Genomic DNA, 15,274 nt, shown 5'->3' with positions numbered 1-15,274 from the left:
TAGAAGGTATAATTAAGATAACAATCATATAAGAATAGATTTTTTCTTCAAGATTAGTAAACTTTGTGGATTAAAGTAAGTAATCCACTTGGAAAGGGGTTCTAATATGTGGAATTGGATTGGTTGGGCATTTATACTATACATCCTTTTTATTATCCTAGAGGAGTCCGTCTACTTTTTTTGGAATCGATATGTTTATGGACGAAAAGAAAGAAAAACAAAACTAGTGAATAATAGAATTACATTTGCTAATAGCTTTTTAACTCGATTACATCTTAGAGAAGTTTGGCAAAAATATACTCATAAAATAAGATCGCATTAGGGGAACCATATTTATAAAAAAACCTTTATCGGCTGATAAAGGTTTTTTTTATGATTACACTTTTGGATGAATCTATGCAATTGAGGTATCCTGTACGATTGGAAAGGTAATGTTGACTGTGGTACCAAGGCCTAGTTCACTGTCAAAAACTATAGTACCCTTGTGGGATTGAACAATTTTATAACTGACTGTTAAGCCCAGGCCTGTCCCTTTCTCTTTTGATGAATAGAAAGGTTCACCCATTTTTTGTAACCGTTCCTTGGAAATTCCGCAGCCAGTATCCTTCACCGATATGGCTATTGTTTCATGTTCAGTTAATTTGAGATTAATCGATATTTTACTATCACTTTTCGACGCTTCAATTGCGTTTTTTATTAAATTTATAAACAGTTGCTTTAACTGATTTGGTTCACATTCAAGTATGATATCTTCTTTTGGAAAATCAAACTCAATTTGTACATTATAAAGGGTTGCTTCGACGGCTAATAATGAAATGACATCTTTTAAAATCTTTTGAATGGCTGCTTTTGTGTACTTTAAATGCTGTGGTTTGGCTAAAAGCAAGAGTTCACCAACGATGTGGTTGATTCGATTTAATTCATCTAACATAATTTGGTAATAAACTTGGTGTTGATCATCTTCCTTTTGCAATAACTGGACAAACCCTATTAATGAGGTTAGTGGATTTCTAATCTCATGGGCGATACTGGCAGATAATTCGCCGACAACAGAAAGCTTTTCGGTTCTGCTAAGACGCTCTTCTGTTTGTCTTAATGCAGTAATATCCCGGCCTATAATCACCAATCCTTCTCTGCTTCCATCCTCATGAAACAGCGGGACTTTAATGGTATCGAAGATTTTCGATGTTCCATCTGGGAGTGGTACCACCTCTTCACAGCGTGTAACAGTTCCTCTATCCCACGTTTCTTCATCGGATGTTTCACAAAAATTAAGTGCTTCTGCATAAAACTCTGTGTATTTAGCTAATTCAGAGTCTTTTTTTCCAAGATAATCGACATTCTCAAGCTGAAATAGCTTTAGCCCAAAGTCATTTGCTTTAATCCAGCGGCCATCACCATCTTTAAAATTCACAAAATCAACCATTGAGTTTATTAGGGTCGATAGACGTTTTTCTTGCTCTTTTGTGGTATCAAGCTCTTCTTTTTTTAGGATGAAAAAATAAAAAATTCCGCCTGTGACAAGAATATAGAAAATCTCTTTTCCGCGTTCGACAAAATGATTAAGGGATGAAGGAATAAAATGTACGAGAATATAATTAGTTGCGTATAGCCATATCAAACTGCCAATTAAGTACAGGAATACCAATTTTGTTTTCTGCATTTGCTTCTCCTGTTCTTTTAGGTGGGAAGTTTCCTAGATTTTCACCAAAAATATAGTTATAAGGTCTATACTACTAAAAAGTAGCGAAATAGGGAATATAAGAAAACTGGAAATCTTAAAAATTGACGAGTAAAAGCCAAGGAGTAAAGTTTGAAACGTATGCTGCACAACGAATTCGTGGAGCCATCCTCGATGGGTTACGACAGACAGACCATGTTTCTAGAACATTACGTAAAAAAGAAAAAATGATTCGAGAAGCATGGGAGACATTAGAGCAATCTTTACTGCGAAAACCAACAGCAACTTTGGATGTGCATAAATCGCGGGTTTCCCAGCTTCATTCACAGGCGCTAAAAAGGATAAGAGCTGCTGCTGAAAAACAAGGCTTACATTTTTAAAGCCTATTATATTTTTTGAAACATTAAAAGGAATAATATATAATTTGCAATAGGGTCAAAAATTTTGTCCTACATAATTTAATACGATTAGGAGTAATAACAATGGAAAAAGTACTTATTTTCGGTCATAAGAATCCTGACACAGATACGATTTGTTCTGCGATTGCTTATGCTGATTTGAAAAAACAACTTGGAATGGATGTGGAACCAATCCGTCTTGGTAGCGTGAATGGTGAAACGCAATATGCACTTTCTTATTTTAATGTTGAAGTTCCTCGTTTGGTTGAAAATGTTGCAGCTGAAGTAAATTCAGTTATTTTAGTTGATCACAATGAGCGCCAGCAAAGTGCCAATGATATTAGTGATGTTCGTGTTTTAGAAGTAATCGATCATCACCGAATTGCGAACTTTGAGACAAGTGATCCATTGTATTACCGTTGTGAGCCTGTGGGCTGTACAGCTACCATCTTAAATAAAATGTATAAAGAAAACGGCAAGGAAATCAAAAAAGAAATCGCTGGACTTATGCTGTCTGCGATTATCTCTGATTCATTGCTATTTAAATCGCCAACTTGCACAGCAGAAGACGTTGCAGCTGCAAAAGAATTAGCTGTAATTGCTGGTGTCGATGCAGATAGCTATGGTTTAGAAATGCTGAAGGCTGGCGCAGATTTAAGTGACAAAACGATTGAACAATTAATCACGCTTGATGCAAAAGAATTCGAAATGGGTTCAAGTAAGGTTGAAATTGCGCAAGTAAATGCTGTGGATACGGCGGAAGTTCTTGCTCGCCAAGCTGAACTTGAAGCGGCGATTTCAAAGAACATTGAAGAAAAGAACCTTGATTTATTCTTATTCGTGGTGACGGATATCCTAACAAATGATTCTGTCGGTTTAGCATTAGGAAGTAAAACAAGCGCTGTCGAAAAAGCCTACAATGTTACCTTAAATAATAACACAGCTGTTTTAAAGGGTGTTGTTTCTCGTAAAAAACAAATCGTTCCAGTATTAACTGATATATTCAATCAAAATTAATAATCGAAAAACCGTTCTTGTTATGCGCAGAACGGTTTTTTGCTATGTGGTACAGGTAGAACTGGTACGTTGACTGTACACTTTAGGTTATGGTATATTTATATAATCATAGAAAGGGGTGGCTAAGTTGGGAAGTTGTATCGTATCGGCGAGTTAGCTAAATTAATGAATCTTACGAAAAGAACAATCGATTATTACACCCAAATTGGCTTACTAAACCCAGTTCGGACGGATTCTAATTATCGATTGTATGGAGAAGATTGCATTCAAATTATGAACTTAATTGAACACTATAAAAATCTTAATATGCCGCTTGAAGAGATTAAATCTTCCATTGAACTAATTAAGACTGAGGACTGCATTGACAAACAAAAAGTTGAAAAGCACTTTGAACAAATTGGGATATTAATGCACCACCTTAAAGAAGAAATTGAAACGATTGAACCCATTCTACAAAAATTAAATCAAAATCAAAAAGAAATGGTCGTTACTAAACTATCTTCGCAAGGTGTACCATTAGCTCAAACCTTATTATTATTACTTAGTTAATTTTACAAAAACCAGGAGGTGTATTCCTTACTTTTCTCTTTAAAGTAAGGAGACTATTGACCATTATAAACTTGATTGTAATTGCTATTTTAATTGCTTGTACGGCATTCTTCGTATCTTTCGAATTTGCCATTGTAAAAATCCGAAGTACAAGAATTGATCAGCTAGTAGCAGAAGGCAATAAAAAAGCAATTGCAGCTAAGACAATCGTATCAAATTTAGATGAATATTTATCAGCTTGTCAATTAGGTATCACTGTAACCGCTTTAGGATTAGGTTGGTTGGGTGAACCGACAGTTGAACATTTACTTCGTCCATTGTTTACTCATTTTAACATTCCAGAATCAGCCGCAGGAATCTTGTCCTTTATCATTGCTTTTGCATCTGTAACCTTTATACATGTAGTAGTGGGGGAACTTGCGCCTAAAACAATTGCCATCCATAAGGCGGAGGCAGTTACATTGATTTTTTCTAAACCAATGATTATTTTTTATAAAATCATGTATCCTTTTATTAAAGTATTAAATGGTTCGGCTCGAGTAATTGTCGGTGCTTTTGGATTAAAACCAGCATCAGAACATGAGGAAGCCCATTCGGAGGAAGAGCTCCAAATGATTATCTCTGAAAGTTACAAGAGCGGTGAAATCAATCAGTCTGAATATAAATATGTGAACAATATTTTTGAATTTGATGACCGGATTGCTAAAGAAATTATGGTGCCCCGTACTGAAATTGTTGCATTCGATAAAGCACAAACCATAGCAGAATGTCTCGAGATTGTTAAAAAAGAAAATTATACAAGATATCCTGTCATTGATGGTGAGAAAGATAACATCGTCGGTATGTTGAACATGAAAGAAGTATTGACAGATTATATTAGTGGGAAAAACTTAGATACATCTATTGATGAATATACCCGTCCGGTGATTCAGGTCATCGAATCCATTGCGATCCATGATTTATTAGTTAAGATGCAAAAAGAACGTGTGCATATGGCTATATTAATGGATGAATATGGCGGTACGGCAGGATTAGTGACGGTCGAAGATATCTTAGAAGAAATCGTCGGCGAAATTCGTGATGAATTTGATGAAGACGAAGTACCAGAAATCAACAAAATCAGTGAAAACAAAACCGTTGTTGACGGTAAAGTGCGAATCGATGAAGTCAATGACTTATTTGGATTAGACATTCAAGAGGAGGAAATGGATACCATTGGTGGATGGATTCTTTCCGAGAAAATGGAAGTTGTCAAAGGTGATAAGCTTCATTATGGCGATTACGAATTTAAAGTCCTTGATGTCGATGGATACCATATTAAATCACTGGAAATCGTAAAAATGCTAAAAAATGAATCGATAGCATAAACAAAAAACAAGGTGGAAGGTGCCACCTTGTTTTTTTATGGAGTTAAGACACGTTTAATCTAGTAATGAATGAGCAGCTGTTTGGTTATTACCCAAGGGAGGCCAAACGCAAAGGTCAAAAGGATAATCGGATCCTGGGACCACTCGATCCTCACCAACTGACTTAATCAGGAAATCCAAGCTTTCTTGACTCCATAGAACCGAATCATACCAAAAACGGTTCATATATTCAGATGGTTTAGCCTGTAATTTGGAAGAAACAAGGTCCCATTGTTCAAACCCTTTATTGAGTCTTCCTATTTGATACGGAAGGAAGCCGCCTCCATGTGCAAATAGAATCTTTACATTCGGATATTTATCTACGAGTCCACTTAGCAAAAGATCGGTGGCACATACCGTTGTTTCCCAAGGTACACCAATTAAATTAGGCATCATTCTTCTTTTTAAGCGAGGGTCTTCACATAATAAAGGATGAATGAAAATGATTGCTTTTTGTCGGTTTGCTTCTTCGAAAAATGGGGAGAAGAATTCATCTGATAACATACGATCGCTAAGACCTGGACCGATAATGACTCCTTTTAACCCAAGATTTATAGCTTCACGTAGGACATAGGCTGCTTTGGTAGGATTGGTAAGCGGGACAGTACCTAATGCTGATAATTTCTCAGGTGTTAATTTTGTCCACTGTGCCAAGGTTTGATTGTAAACGGAAGAAATATCCATTGTAATTTCTTCAGGGAAATCATACATGAATAGTTGTGGTATAGGAGAAAGAAGTGAATGAGTAACACCCGCTTTTTCTTGTTCAGCTAAATACAAGCTGCCATCAATAAAGGCCTGCTTTACCTCAAATCCCCATTTTTCATTCACAACTAAGAAATCATCTTTATTTTCTTCTTTTTTAATCCACTTTGAGTTAACTATTTTTTGATGATCCTTTAGCCAGCTGATGACTTCAGGTGGAATAAAATGAGTATGGAAATCGTACATAACAAGGCTCCTTTTCATAAAAACTAGATTGCTGACCCATACAAATTCTTAACTTCTATAGTCCGCAATATATCATTAAAAATCTTAATTGGAAAGAGAAAATTAAAAATATTCGGATTTATCTCTAAATATACAGTAAAAATAAAATTTTTGTTTGAAATTTTTATTAGTTGTTGCATATAGGGAAACAATGGAGTTGTATGTGGAATTCGCAACCGTTACCATAATCTTAAGAATATATAAAAAATGTAGATTACTAGGAGGAATACAGACATGAAAGTAGAAACTAGAGTAAGAGCCATTAATTGTTTACATTTCATAAACGGTCAATTTGTCGAATCTCAAGACAAAAAAACGTTTGAAAACATCAACCCGGCAACAGAAGAAGTTATAGGTACAGTTGCCGAAGGCGGGAAAGAAGAGGTTGACTATGCTGTAGCTGCTGCACGCAGAGCTTTAAACGGTAAATGGAAAGGGTTAACAGTCGGAGAACGTTCTAAAATAATTCGCCGAATTGGTGATTTGATTCTTGAAAGACAAGAAGAATTAGCACACTTAGAATCTCAAGATACGGGAAAACCATTTTGGTTAACCAATAGTATCGATATCCCGCGTGCTGCTTATAACTTCCACTTTTTTGCAGATTACATGATTTCCGTTAACACAGATGCCAATCAACAAGATGATCTGGCAATCCATTATTCGTATCGTCGTCCCGTAGGCGTAGTTGGAATCATTAAACCATGGAATCTGCCATTATTATTACTTACTTGGAAATTAGCGCCTTGTTTGGCAATGGGGAATACAGCTGTTATTAAACCTGCTGAATGGACGCCAATGACTGCAACCGTTTTAATGGAAATATGTAAAGAAGCTGGAGTTCCTGATGGAGTGGTAAACCTTGTTCATGGCTTCGGTCCAAATTCTGCAGGTGGAGCGATTACAGAACATCCAGATGTGGATGCCATTTCCTTCATTGGTGAGCCAAGTACAGGGACAGCAATTATGAAATCTGCTGCGGCTTCATTGAAAAAGCTTTCCTTTGAATTGGGTGGAAAAAATCCTAACATTATTTTTGCTGACTCTGATTTGGATGAGGTCATCGAAACAACGCTTAAATCTAGTTTTATCAATCAAGGCGAAGTGTGTTTATGCGGATCACGTATTTATGTAGAACGTCCTGTGTATGAAGAATTCTTAGCTAAATTTGTTGAGAAGGTAAAAACATTAAAGGTCGGCCACCCACTTAACAGCGATTCCAAAGTAGGTGCATTAATTAGCAAAGAGCATTATGACCGTGTCAACAGCTATATTGAAATTGCAAGAAACGATGGAGCAACCATCCTCGCAGGAGGTAAACGTCCCGAAGGCTTTGAAAAGGGTTTTTATTTAGAACCAACGATTATTACTGGACTAGATAGAAATTCACGCTGTGTTCGCGAAGAAATTTTCGGACCTGTTGTAACGGTCATGCCATTTGATATGGAAGAAGAAGTGATCATGCAGGCAAACGATACACATTACGGATTAAGTGCAACGATTTGGACAAATGACCTAAGACGTGCACACAGAGTAGCCCATCAAATTGAGGCTGGGATTATTTGGGTGAACACCTGGTTCTTACGTGACCTTCGGACTCCATTCGGGGGGATGAAACATAGTGGAATCGGTAGAACAGGCGGCATGCATAGTATTGATTTTTACTCGGAATTATCCAATATCACCATAAAGCTCTAGGAAAGGGAGTAAGACAAGTGACCAATAAAGTAAAACAATATGCTGCACAATTAGCAGAAGCAGAGGCTACAAAAGTAGGGACTGCACCACTTACTTCAATAGATTCGGAACTGACTGTGAAAGAAGCCTACTCTATTCAACTTGAAAATATTAATAAGAAACTGGAGCAGGGACAGAAAATCGTCGGTAAAAAAATTGGCTTAACTTCAAAAGCCATGCAAAATCTGCTTGGAGTTGGCGAGCCGGATTATGGGCATTTACTCGATAGCATGGTAGTGGAAAACGGTGGAAGGATTTCTATCGAAGATGTACTCCAGCCTAAGGTGGAAGCTGAAATTGCTTTTATTTTAAAAAAGGAATTAAGAGGACCGAATGTTACCACTTTGGACGTTCTACAAGCCACAGATTATGTTGTTCCAGCACTTGAAATCGTTGACAGTCGTGTGAAGGATTGGAAAATCAAACTTGTAGATACTGTTGCAGACAATGCTTCATCTGGATATTACGTACTCGGTGGTAAGCCAACCAAAATCGAAGATATTGATCTTGAATTAATTGGTATGGTTCTTACTAAGAACGGAGAGCTTGTCAATACCGGTGTTGGGGCAGCAGCATTAGGAAATCCAGCAAGCTGCGTGGCATGGTTAGCCAATAAATTATCAGAATTTGATATTCCACTTCGTGCAGGTGAAGTGATTCTATCTGGTGCACTTTCTGCAGCAGAAGTTGCAACAATAGGTGATACGTTTACGGCAAGATTTGCTCATATCGGGCAAGTAAGTGTTCGTTTTTAATAACGATTTTATGAAAGCAAAGTGTATTTGGATGAGGAGGAACAGTAATGAGTCAATTTAAAGAGTTAGCAGAATATTTGGTTTCCGCTGAAGTTGAAAAGCGAGAAGTTGTCAAAATAACAGCAAATTTGAAGCCCGATTTAACCGTTGAAGAAGCTTATCTTGTTCAGCAAGAACTTGTCAATATTAAGTTAAATGAAGGAAAAAGAATGGTTGGACCCAAGATGGGCTTAACCAGTCATGCGAAAATGAAGCAAATGAATGTTAACGAACCCATTTATGGATATGTATTTGACTATATGCTAATTGAAAATGGCGGTCAGGTTCCACTACATGAGCAAATCCATCCAAAAGTGGAAGCAGAAATTGCTTTTGTAATTGGAGAAGATATAGAAGGCCCAGGTGTGACAGGTACCCAAGTTTTATCAAAAACTCAATATGTGCTTCCAGCATTAGAGATCATTGATAGCCGTTATGAAAATTTTAATTTTGCCTTACCGGATGTTATTGCTGATAATGCATCTACCTCAAGGGTTGTATTTGGTACAACTCTTAAAAAACCAGAGCAATTTGAGTTGGATTTAGTTGGCGTTACCTTATCAATAAATGGAGAGATAAAGGATTTAGGAGCAGGAGCTGCAGTCGTAGGGCACCCAGCTAATTCTGTTGCAATGCTCGCAAATATGCTCTCAAGAAGAGGGGACAAGGTGCGTAAAGGAGATGTTATTTTAACTGGTGGAATTACCGGTGCAGTCATGTTGAAATACGGAGATGTCGTAAGCGGAAAATTTGATGGTTTAGGTGAAGTGACCTTTACGGTTACGGATTAAAAGTTAGAAGTTTTTAGCGCAGGAGGGGTTACGGGTGCCAATCATTAACGTACAAATGATGGAAGGAAGACCAAAAGAGAAGATCGCAGAAGTAATTCAAAATATAACCAACACTGTTTCAGAAACATTAGATGCTCCAAAAGAGAATATAAGAGTAATTGTTACCGAGATTCCGAAAACGCACTGGGGAAAAGCTGGAAAACCGATGTCCGAGAGATAGAATATTTACGAACAGGGTATGGGCAGTAAGGTGGTATCCATCCTGCTCATACCACTGACTGTTATAAAAGGTACTGAATTTTTTTAATATCCATAGATGTAAGCGCTCGCCAACCTAAGATAATATTTAAGGAGGTTCATATGACAATTGAATTAAGTATGTTGGCCCCGCATGTCCCAAGTATTTGTCACGAAAAAGATGTCCCTGAATTCCAAAAGGATATGGTATCCGCTATGAAAGAAGTGGCCAAGGAGATTGAAGCAATCAAACCTGATGTGCTCGTATTAGTGTCTTGCCATTGGCCATCGACCTTTTTTCATTATGTTGATTGCACGCCGGTTCACAAAGGAATCCTTACGGCATTCGAAGCGCCGGACTTGATTAGAGATGTTCCCTATCATTGGCCAGGTGATGAAGAATTAGCTAATCGATTGGTAAAAGCTGGGGAGGATGCTGGACTTCAAGTGCAAGGTGTAAATGATCCTTATTATTTATGGGATTACGGAAGTGTGGTTCCTTTACGTTACCTTGTTCCGAATGAAGATATCGCTGTCATTAATTTATCCGTTACATTAGCAGCTAGTTTAGAAGAAACGAATAAATGGGGGCAAGTCATTGCCAAGGTTTTACGAGAGAGTGAGAAAAAGATAGTTTTTGTTTCAAGTGGTGCATTATCTCATAATCTAGTCCGGGGAAGACATAATAAGCCAACTGTAACGGAACATGCAATGGATAAGCAATTTGTGGAGTACATCATGAATAAAGATTATCAAGCAGCATATGATATGCTTCCACAATATGCAAGGTTTGCAAAAGTAGAATCCGGTGGTCGTCACCTTGCAATGCTATTTAGCATGATTGAAGATGGATGGGAACCAACCTATTTAGCAGACGGACAGTCTTCTGGAAGTTGGAATGCCATGGTTACTTTTGGGAATAAAAAGTCAGTCAAGATAGAGGCTGAAGCAGATAGCGAATATGTTAAATAAAGAAAAAGGCTGTAGGAATTTACTAAAGTATCTTCCTACAGTCTTTATTATATAGGAGGGATGATTATATGCGTTCACAGGTTGGGATTATTGGTGCAGGTCCTGCAGGGCTATTGCTTTCTCATTTATTATATTTACAAGGGATAGAATCTATTATTCTTGAATCTCGTTCTCGGGAGGAAATTGAGGGTACCATTCGTGCAGGTGTGTTAGAGCAGGGCACAGTAAATCTATTAAAGGCAACAGGTGTGGGAGAGCGGTTGATGAAGGAAGGTCATGTTCATCGCGGTATTGAATTACAATTTAAAGGTAAACGGCACCGGATTGATTTACATGAGCTTTCAGGTGGAAAAGAAATAACCGTCTATGCCCAGCATGAAGTAATTAAAGATTTAGTAGCCGCTCGTCTCCAAGCTGGTGCAAAAATCTTCTTTGATGTTAGTGATGTTAGTCTATATGATATTGAAACATCTACACCGAAAATTCAATTCCGCCATGGTGATGAGTTGCAGGAATTAACGTGTGATTTTATCGCAGGATGTGATGGTTTCCATGGACCTAGCCGTAAAGCCATTCCAGCTGATGTTCGATCAGAGAAACAAAAAATCTATCCATTTGGTTGGCTTGGAATATTGGCGAAAACAGCACCTGTAAACCCTGAATTAATATATACGCACCATGAAAGAGGATTTGCACTTCTAAGCACAAGATCACCTGAAATTCAACGTCACTATATCCAGGTTGACCCTAAGGATGATATCGCAAATTGGTCAGATGATCGTATTTGGACGGAGCTGCATGCAAGGGTTGATATGGCAGATGGCTGGATCTTACAAGACGGACCAATTATTCAAAAGAATATCGTTTCAATGCGCAGTTTTGTCTGTGAAACCATGCAATATGGCAGATTGTTTCTTGCAGGAGATGCGGCCCATATAGTGCCTCCAACAGGTGCAAAAGGACTTAATTTAGCCGCAGCTGACATCCAAGTTTTAGCTCGAGGGATCAATGAATTCTATCAATCTGGCAAGGAAGAGCTACTCAATCGGTATTCTGAAATTTGTGTTCGCCGTGTATGGAAAGCTCAGCGTTTTTCCTATTGGATGACTACGATGCTACATCGGAATTTCGACCATAGTCCATTTAACGCCGGCATTCAACTAGCAGAATTGGATTATGTCATTTCATCAAAGTCAGCATCAACAAGTCTTGCAGAAAACTATGTTGGATTACCAATGGAATGGTAGAAATAGTAAGAGGGTTTTAATATTCGATTAACTACACTTTAGTAGGAGATAAGGGCTAGAAGCCCTGACCCCCAGTTCGCTAAAGCGTTAACGTGCTGGGGGTTATGCGCAAATTTATACCAGTAACCCAAAGTTCGCGAACGACCCTAATACCTTATATCTAACCTAAAAATCGCTTATCATACCCCATCCTTTCAGATGCTTCCTTGGCTGCATTCATAACCTTTTTAGCGATATCTGGCACTTTATAATCCATCATGCGTTGGAGAGGACCGACCACATTTATAGCTGATACAACCTTCCCAGTATAGTCCCGAATCGGTGCTGACACGGATCTTGTTCCTACTGTTAATTCCTCGGTACAAATTGCATATCCTCTTTTGTTGATTAACTCCAATTCCTTCCGTAACTTATCGGGATCTATAATACTTTTGCTTGTGTATGCATGCAAACCTGCTTTGATTACCTCTTCAACTAGATTATTTTCATCAAAAGCAAGCAGTACTTTCCCAGAACTTGTGCAGTATGATGGATTCTTTCTCCCCAGATGTGTGAGGATTCGAACCGGGTGGCTGCATTCTTCTTTATGTATATAGATTGTCTCCAGACCGTCCAGAACCGATAAATGTGCTGTTTCCCCGGTATCATGCACTAATTTAGATAGTAGTGGTGATACCTCTTTATGGATTTCCAAGTTATTTGTAACGATACCGCCAAGTGTCAATACTGATATTCCAAGTTTATACTTGCCAGTGTTTTTATCTTTTATAACAAAACCTTCATGAGCAAGTGTAGTAAGTAAACGGCTTACAGTACTTTTTGCAAGACCGAGAGAAACTGAGAGGTCACCAACCTTTTGTGTTGGTTCAAATGTAGAAAAACTTTTGAGAATACGAAGTGCATTACTGACGGATGAGAGAATTTGTGGATTATTACTTTTCACAGACATTTTCCATTCCCCTTTCTTTAGCTGTTCCATATATAGGAATATCTTTGTTGTGTTTTGAATATTCTATCATTTTAGTTTGATTATGTACACATTTTTTGGCATCGCTTACAAAATATTTAAAAGAAAATTGCATAGAAGTTCTTTCAGGTTTCACATAGAGGAATTCACTTTCTATGAAACAATTAGATTTTTTGAAATTTTCGTAATTCCATTCCACATAGAGGAATTCATCACTTTTGTTTGCCCCATCGACCCCATATAATTAGAACTAGTTAAAGAGGAAGTCACTTTTTTGTTGTAAATTATTTGAATGATCGAAATCAATTTCTTCTTTCCATTCATGTAAGCGATTTCTAATAAAAAATAATTTACTCAAAAGCAAAATAAAACTCTGGAGGTATGAAAAGATGGCTATTTCAAATGCAAAACAAAATGAGGTAGAACTAACGGAACTAGATCTTAAATTATCGAATGTTGCACACATAGGCCACGCATCAATCAATGTGACTAATTTGGAAAGATCTACATGGTTTTTCACGGAGGTTTTGGGCCTGCATGTAACCGCAGAGGAAGACGGAAAAGTTTATCTACGAGCATGGCAGGACTGGGATCACCACACATTAGTTCTCAATCAAGCTGAAAAACCTGGACTGGACCATTTTGGTTGGAGAGTTAACTCTGAAAAATCACTTTATGCTTTCGAAAAATCGTTAATAGAATCAGGAACTGACTATACCTGGATAGAAGGTGGTACTGAACTCGCACAGGGTGATGCCATCAAATTCTACAGCCCAGCTGGAATTCCTATTGAGCTTTATTGGGAAATGGAAAAGTATTCGAACCCACTTACTGCTTCTAAATTGCCTAGTCACCCAATGAAATACAGTGGGAAGGGTGCTGCGCCTCGCCGCTTTGACCATGTAAATGTGATGGTGAATGATGTTGCACATGAACAGGAATGGTGGACTAATTTCCTTGGAATCCATCATCGTTACTATATACAAAATGAAGCGGATGTTCGTCTTGGTTCATGGTTGAGCAAAACAAATATCGCACATGAAATTGCGATCATGCGAAACAGCAATCAATCAGGAGCACTTCTCCATCATGTAGCATATTTCTTAGATTCACCGGATGAACTACTGCGTGCACTGAATATCATGGCTGAAAATGACATCAAAATCGAGTGGGGACCTGGAAAGCATGGTACAAGTGGGGCGCAATTCCTGTATGCATTTGAGCCATCTGGTAACCGGATTGAGCTGTGGACAGGCGGAATGCTTATTTTTGCACCAGACTGGGAGCCAATTGAGTGGCAAGCAGGAACGGGACCGTTTGGGCTTGATATGTGGGGAAGCACACCACCTAAAAGCTACTTGACTTATGGTACAGAAATAAAGAAATAGATTGGCAGTTTAGGTGTCTTAAAGAAGGGAGATTCTCAGCTTTGACAAAAAAATTACGAGTTGATTTTCATACACACATCATTTCCGAAGATTTTCCTGACTTGGCAGCAAAGTATGAAGATGGCCGGTTTCCGATACTTGAAAGGACCTGTAGCTGTGGTGCTGAAATTAAGATACAAGGCAAAACATTCAGGAAGATAACTGACCAGGCATGGGATCCCAAAAAGCGGATTGAAGACATGGATAAGGAGGGTGTGGATATTCAGGTGCTGTCACCGATTCCAGTCACCCTCTCATATTGGTCGGATCCGCAGGCCGGCCTGGAGCTTGCCCAGTCACAAAATGATTTTATCGCTTCTGTGGTAAAAAAGTATCCAGACAGATTTATCGGAATGGGCACGGTTCCACTGCAGGATGTGAAACAGGCGGTAGCAGAGATGGAAAGGGCTGTTAAAGAGCTCGGACTTAAAGGGATTCAGATAGGTTCCAATGTAAACGGACTGAATCTGGATGACGATTCCCTGTATCCATTTTTTGAGGCGGCAGCAGAAATGAATGTGCCACTTTTTGTCCACCCATGGGCAACTCTAGGACGAGAAAGGCTGCAACGTTTCAATTCAATGTATACTGTTGGAATGCCGTCAGAAACTGCGTTAGCAGCCGGAAGCATCATTATGAGCGGGATGCTAGACAAGTTGCCGAATCTGAAAATTTGCTTTGCACATGGAGGAGGGTCTTTGCCATATATCCTTCCAAGAATGGATAAAGGCTGGGAAGCTTGGCCGGAGACCCGAAATACAAAAAATCCTCCAAGCTCCTATGCGAAAAAACTGTATTACGATTCACTCGTATACGACCCAGATAATTTGAAATTCATGATTGAACGTTTTGGTGCAAAGCAAATTATTGCTGGATCTGATTATCCATTCCTTCTTCGTGAAAAGCCGGTAGGAAAGGTCATTGACAACCATGAGGATATTTCAGAAGCCGATGCAAGGTTAATGCTAGGACAAAATGCTATGGATTTTCTTGGATTGAACGAATTGGTTAAATCCGTATAGATTTTTTTAAAAAAAGCCAACTTCCTCACTACTTTTTAG

The 15,274-nt window shown here is 38.3% G+C and carries 16 protein-coding genes; 12 read left to right on the top strand and 4 right to left on the bottom strand.

The window, feature by feature from the left end:
• Positions 1 to 394: 394 nt before the first annotated feature.
• The gene (locus BLR86_RS06955; protein WP_090759702.1) at positions 395 to 1,663 is read right to left on the bottom strand and encodes an ATP-binding protein; all 1,269 of its coding nucleotides are present in this window, start codon (positions 1,661 to 1,663) and stop codon (positions 395 to 397) included.
• 122 nt (positions 1,664 to 1,785) lie between these two features.
• Here BLR86_RS06955 and BLR86_RS06950 point away from each other — a divergent pair, with 122 nt between their 5' ends.
• From BLR86_RS06950 to BLR86_RS06935, 4 genes are all read left to right on the top strand, one after another.
• Positions 1,786 to 2,061 (top strand): sigma-70 family RNA polymerase sigma factor, encoded by a 276-nt coding sequence (locus tag BLR86_RS06950; protein WP_090759700.1) that lies wholly within the window; start codon positions 1,786 to 1,788, stop codon positions 2,059 to 2,061.
• A 102-nt stretch (positions 2,062 to 2,163) separates the two neighbouring features.
• On the top strand, positions 2,164 to 3,096 hold the full coding sequence (locus BLR86_RS06945) for a manganese-dependent inorganic pyrophosphatase (RefSeq protein ID WP_090759698.1): 933 nt from the start codon (positions 2,164 to 2,166) through the stop codon (positions 3,094 to 3,096).
• Between the two features lie 135 nt (positions 3,097 to 3,231).
• Positions 3,232 to 3,645 (top strand): MerR family transcriptional regulator, encoded by a 414-nt coding sequence (locus tag BLR86_RS06940; protein WP_090759696.1) that lies wholly within the window; start codon positions 3,232 to 3,234, stop codon positions 3,643 to 3,645.
• A gap of 56 nt (positions 3,646 to 3,701) precedes the next feature.
• A complete protein-coding gene (locus BLR86_RS06935; RefSeq protein ID WP_090759694.1) occupies positions 3,702 to 5,012 on the top strand; it encodes a hemolysin family protein in 1,311 nt (436 codons plus the stop codon).
• A gap of 54 nt (positions 5,013 to 5,066) precedes the next feature.
• On the opposite strand, the gene BLR86_RS06930 is transcribed toward BLR86_RS06935, so the two are convergent.
• The gene (locus BLR86_RS06930) at positions 5,067 to 6,002 is read right to left on the bottom strand and encodes an amidohydrolase family protein (protein ID WP_090759692.1); all 936 of its coding nucleotides are present in this window, start codon (positions 6,000 to 6,002) and stop codon (positions 5,067 to 5,069) included.
• A 273-nt stretch (positions 6,003 to 6,275) separates the two neighbouring features.
• Between BLR86_RS06930 and BLR86_RS06925 the strand changes: the two genes are divergently transcribed.
• The 6 genes from BLR86_RS06925 to pobA all read left to right on the top strand — a co-directional run bounded on the left by BLR86_RS06925 (position 6,276) and on the right by pobA (position 11,819).
• A complete protein-coding gene (locus tag BLR86_RS06925) occupies positions 6,276 to 7,739 on the top strand; it encodes an aldehyde dehydrogenase (RefSeq protein WP_090759691.1) in 1,464 nt (487 codons plus the stop codon).
• Positions 7,740 to 7,756: 17 nt separating this feature from the next.
• The gene (locus tag BLR86_RS06920; protein WP_090759689.1) at positions 7,757 to 8,533 is read left to right on the top strand and encodes a 2-keto-4-pentenoate hydratase; all 777 of its coding nucleotides are present in this window, start codon (positions 7,757 to 7,759) and stop codon (positions 8,531 to 8,533) included.
• Between the two features lie 47 nt (positions 8,534 to 8,580).
• The gene (locus BLR86_RS06915) at positions 8,581 to 9,363 is read left to right on the top strand and encodes a 2-keto-4-pentenoate hydratase (protein WP_090759686.1); all 783 of its coding nucleotides are present in this window, start codon (positions 8,581 to 8,583) and stop codon (positions 9,361 to 9,363) included.
• A 34-nt stretch (positions 9,364 to 9,397) separates the two neighbouring features.
• A complete protein-coding gene (locus BLR86_RS06910; RefSeq protein WP_090759684.1) occupies positions 9,398 to 9,583 on the top strand; it encodes a 4-oxalocrotonate tautomerase in 186 nt (61 codons plus the stop codon).
• Positions 9,584 to 9,723: 140 nt separating this feature from the next.
• Positions 9,724 to 10,572 carry a DODA-type extradiol aromatic ring-opening family dioxygenase gene (locus tag BLR86_RS06905; protein ID WP_090759682.1) on the top strand — a complete coding sequence of 283 codons (849 nt, stop codon included), beginning with the start codon at positions 9,724 to 9,726 and terminating at the stop codon, positions 10,570 to 10,572.
• A gap of 68 nt (positions 10,573 to 10,640) precedes the next feature.
• Positions 10,641 to 11,819, top strand: coding sequence for a 4-hydroxybenzoate 3-monooxygenase (gene pobA, locus BLR86_RS06900; protein WP_090759681.1), 1,179 nt, complete (start codon positions 10,641 to 10,643; stop codon positions 11,817 to 11,819).
• A 160-nt stretch (positions 11,820 to 11,979) separates the two neighbouring features.
• On the opposite strand, the gene BLR86_RS06895 is transcribed toward pobA, so the two are convergent.
• Both BLR86_RS06895 and BLR86_RS26385 read right to left on the bottom strand, forming a co-directional pair.
• On the bottom strand, positions 11,980 to 12,768 hold the full coding sequence (locus BLR86_RS06895) for an IclR family transcriptional regulator (protein ID WP_090759680.1): 789 nt from the start codon (positions 12,766 to 12,768) through the stop codon (positions 11,980 to 11,982).
• Positions 12,752 to 12,922 (bottom strand): hypothetical protein, encoded by a 171-nt coding sequence (locus BLR86_RS26385; RefSeq protein WP_217642365.1) that lies wholly within the window; start codon positions 12,920 to 12,922, stop codon positions 12,752 to 12,754. The genes BLR86_RS06895 and BLR86_RS26385 overlap by 17 nt, the downstream gene beginning before the upstream one ends.
• A gap of 253 nt (positions 12,923 to 13,175) precedes the next feature.
• Between BLR86_RS26385 and BLR86_RS06885 the strand changes: the two genes are divergently transcribed.
• Positions 13,176 to 14,174: a VOC family protein gene (locus BLR86_RS06885; RefSeq protein WP_090759676.1), complete on the top strand. Its 999-nt coding sequence runs from the start codon at positions 13,176 to 13,178 to the stop codon at positions 14,172 to 14,174.
• Between the two features lie 41 nt (positions 14,175 to 14,215).
• Positions 14,216 to 15,235: an amidohydrolase family protein gene (locus BLR86_RS06880; RefSeq protein WP_090759674.1), complete on the top strand. Its 1,020-nt coding sequence runs from the start codon at positions 14,216 to 14,218 to the stop codon at positions 15,233 to 15,235.
• Positions 15,236 to 15,274: the final 39 nt, after the last annotated feature.

The sequence above is a fragment of the Bacillus sp. OK048 genome (assembly GCF_900103525.1).
In the GTDB taxonomy this organism is placed as follows: domain Bacteria; phylum Bacillota; class Bacilli; order Bacillales; family Cytobacillaceae; genus Neobacillus.
This window is presented reverse-complemented; position numbering and strand designations above follow the sequence as displayed.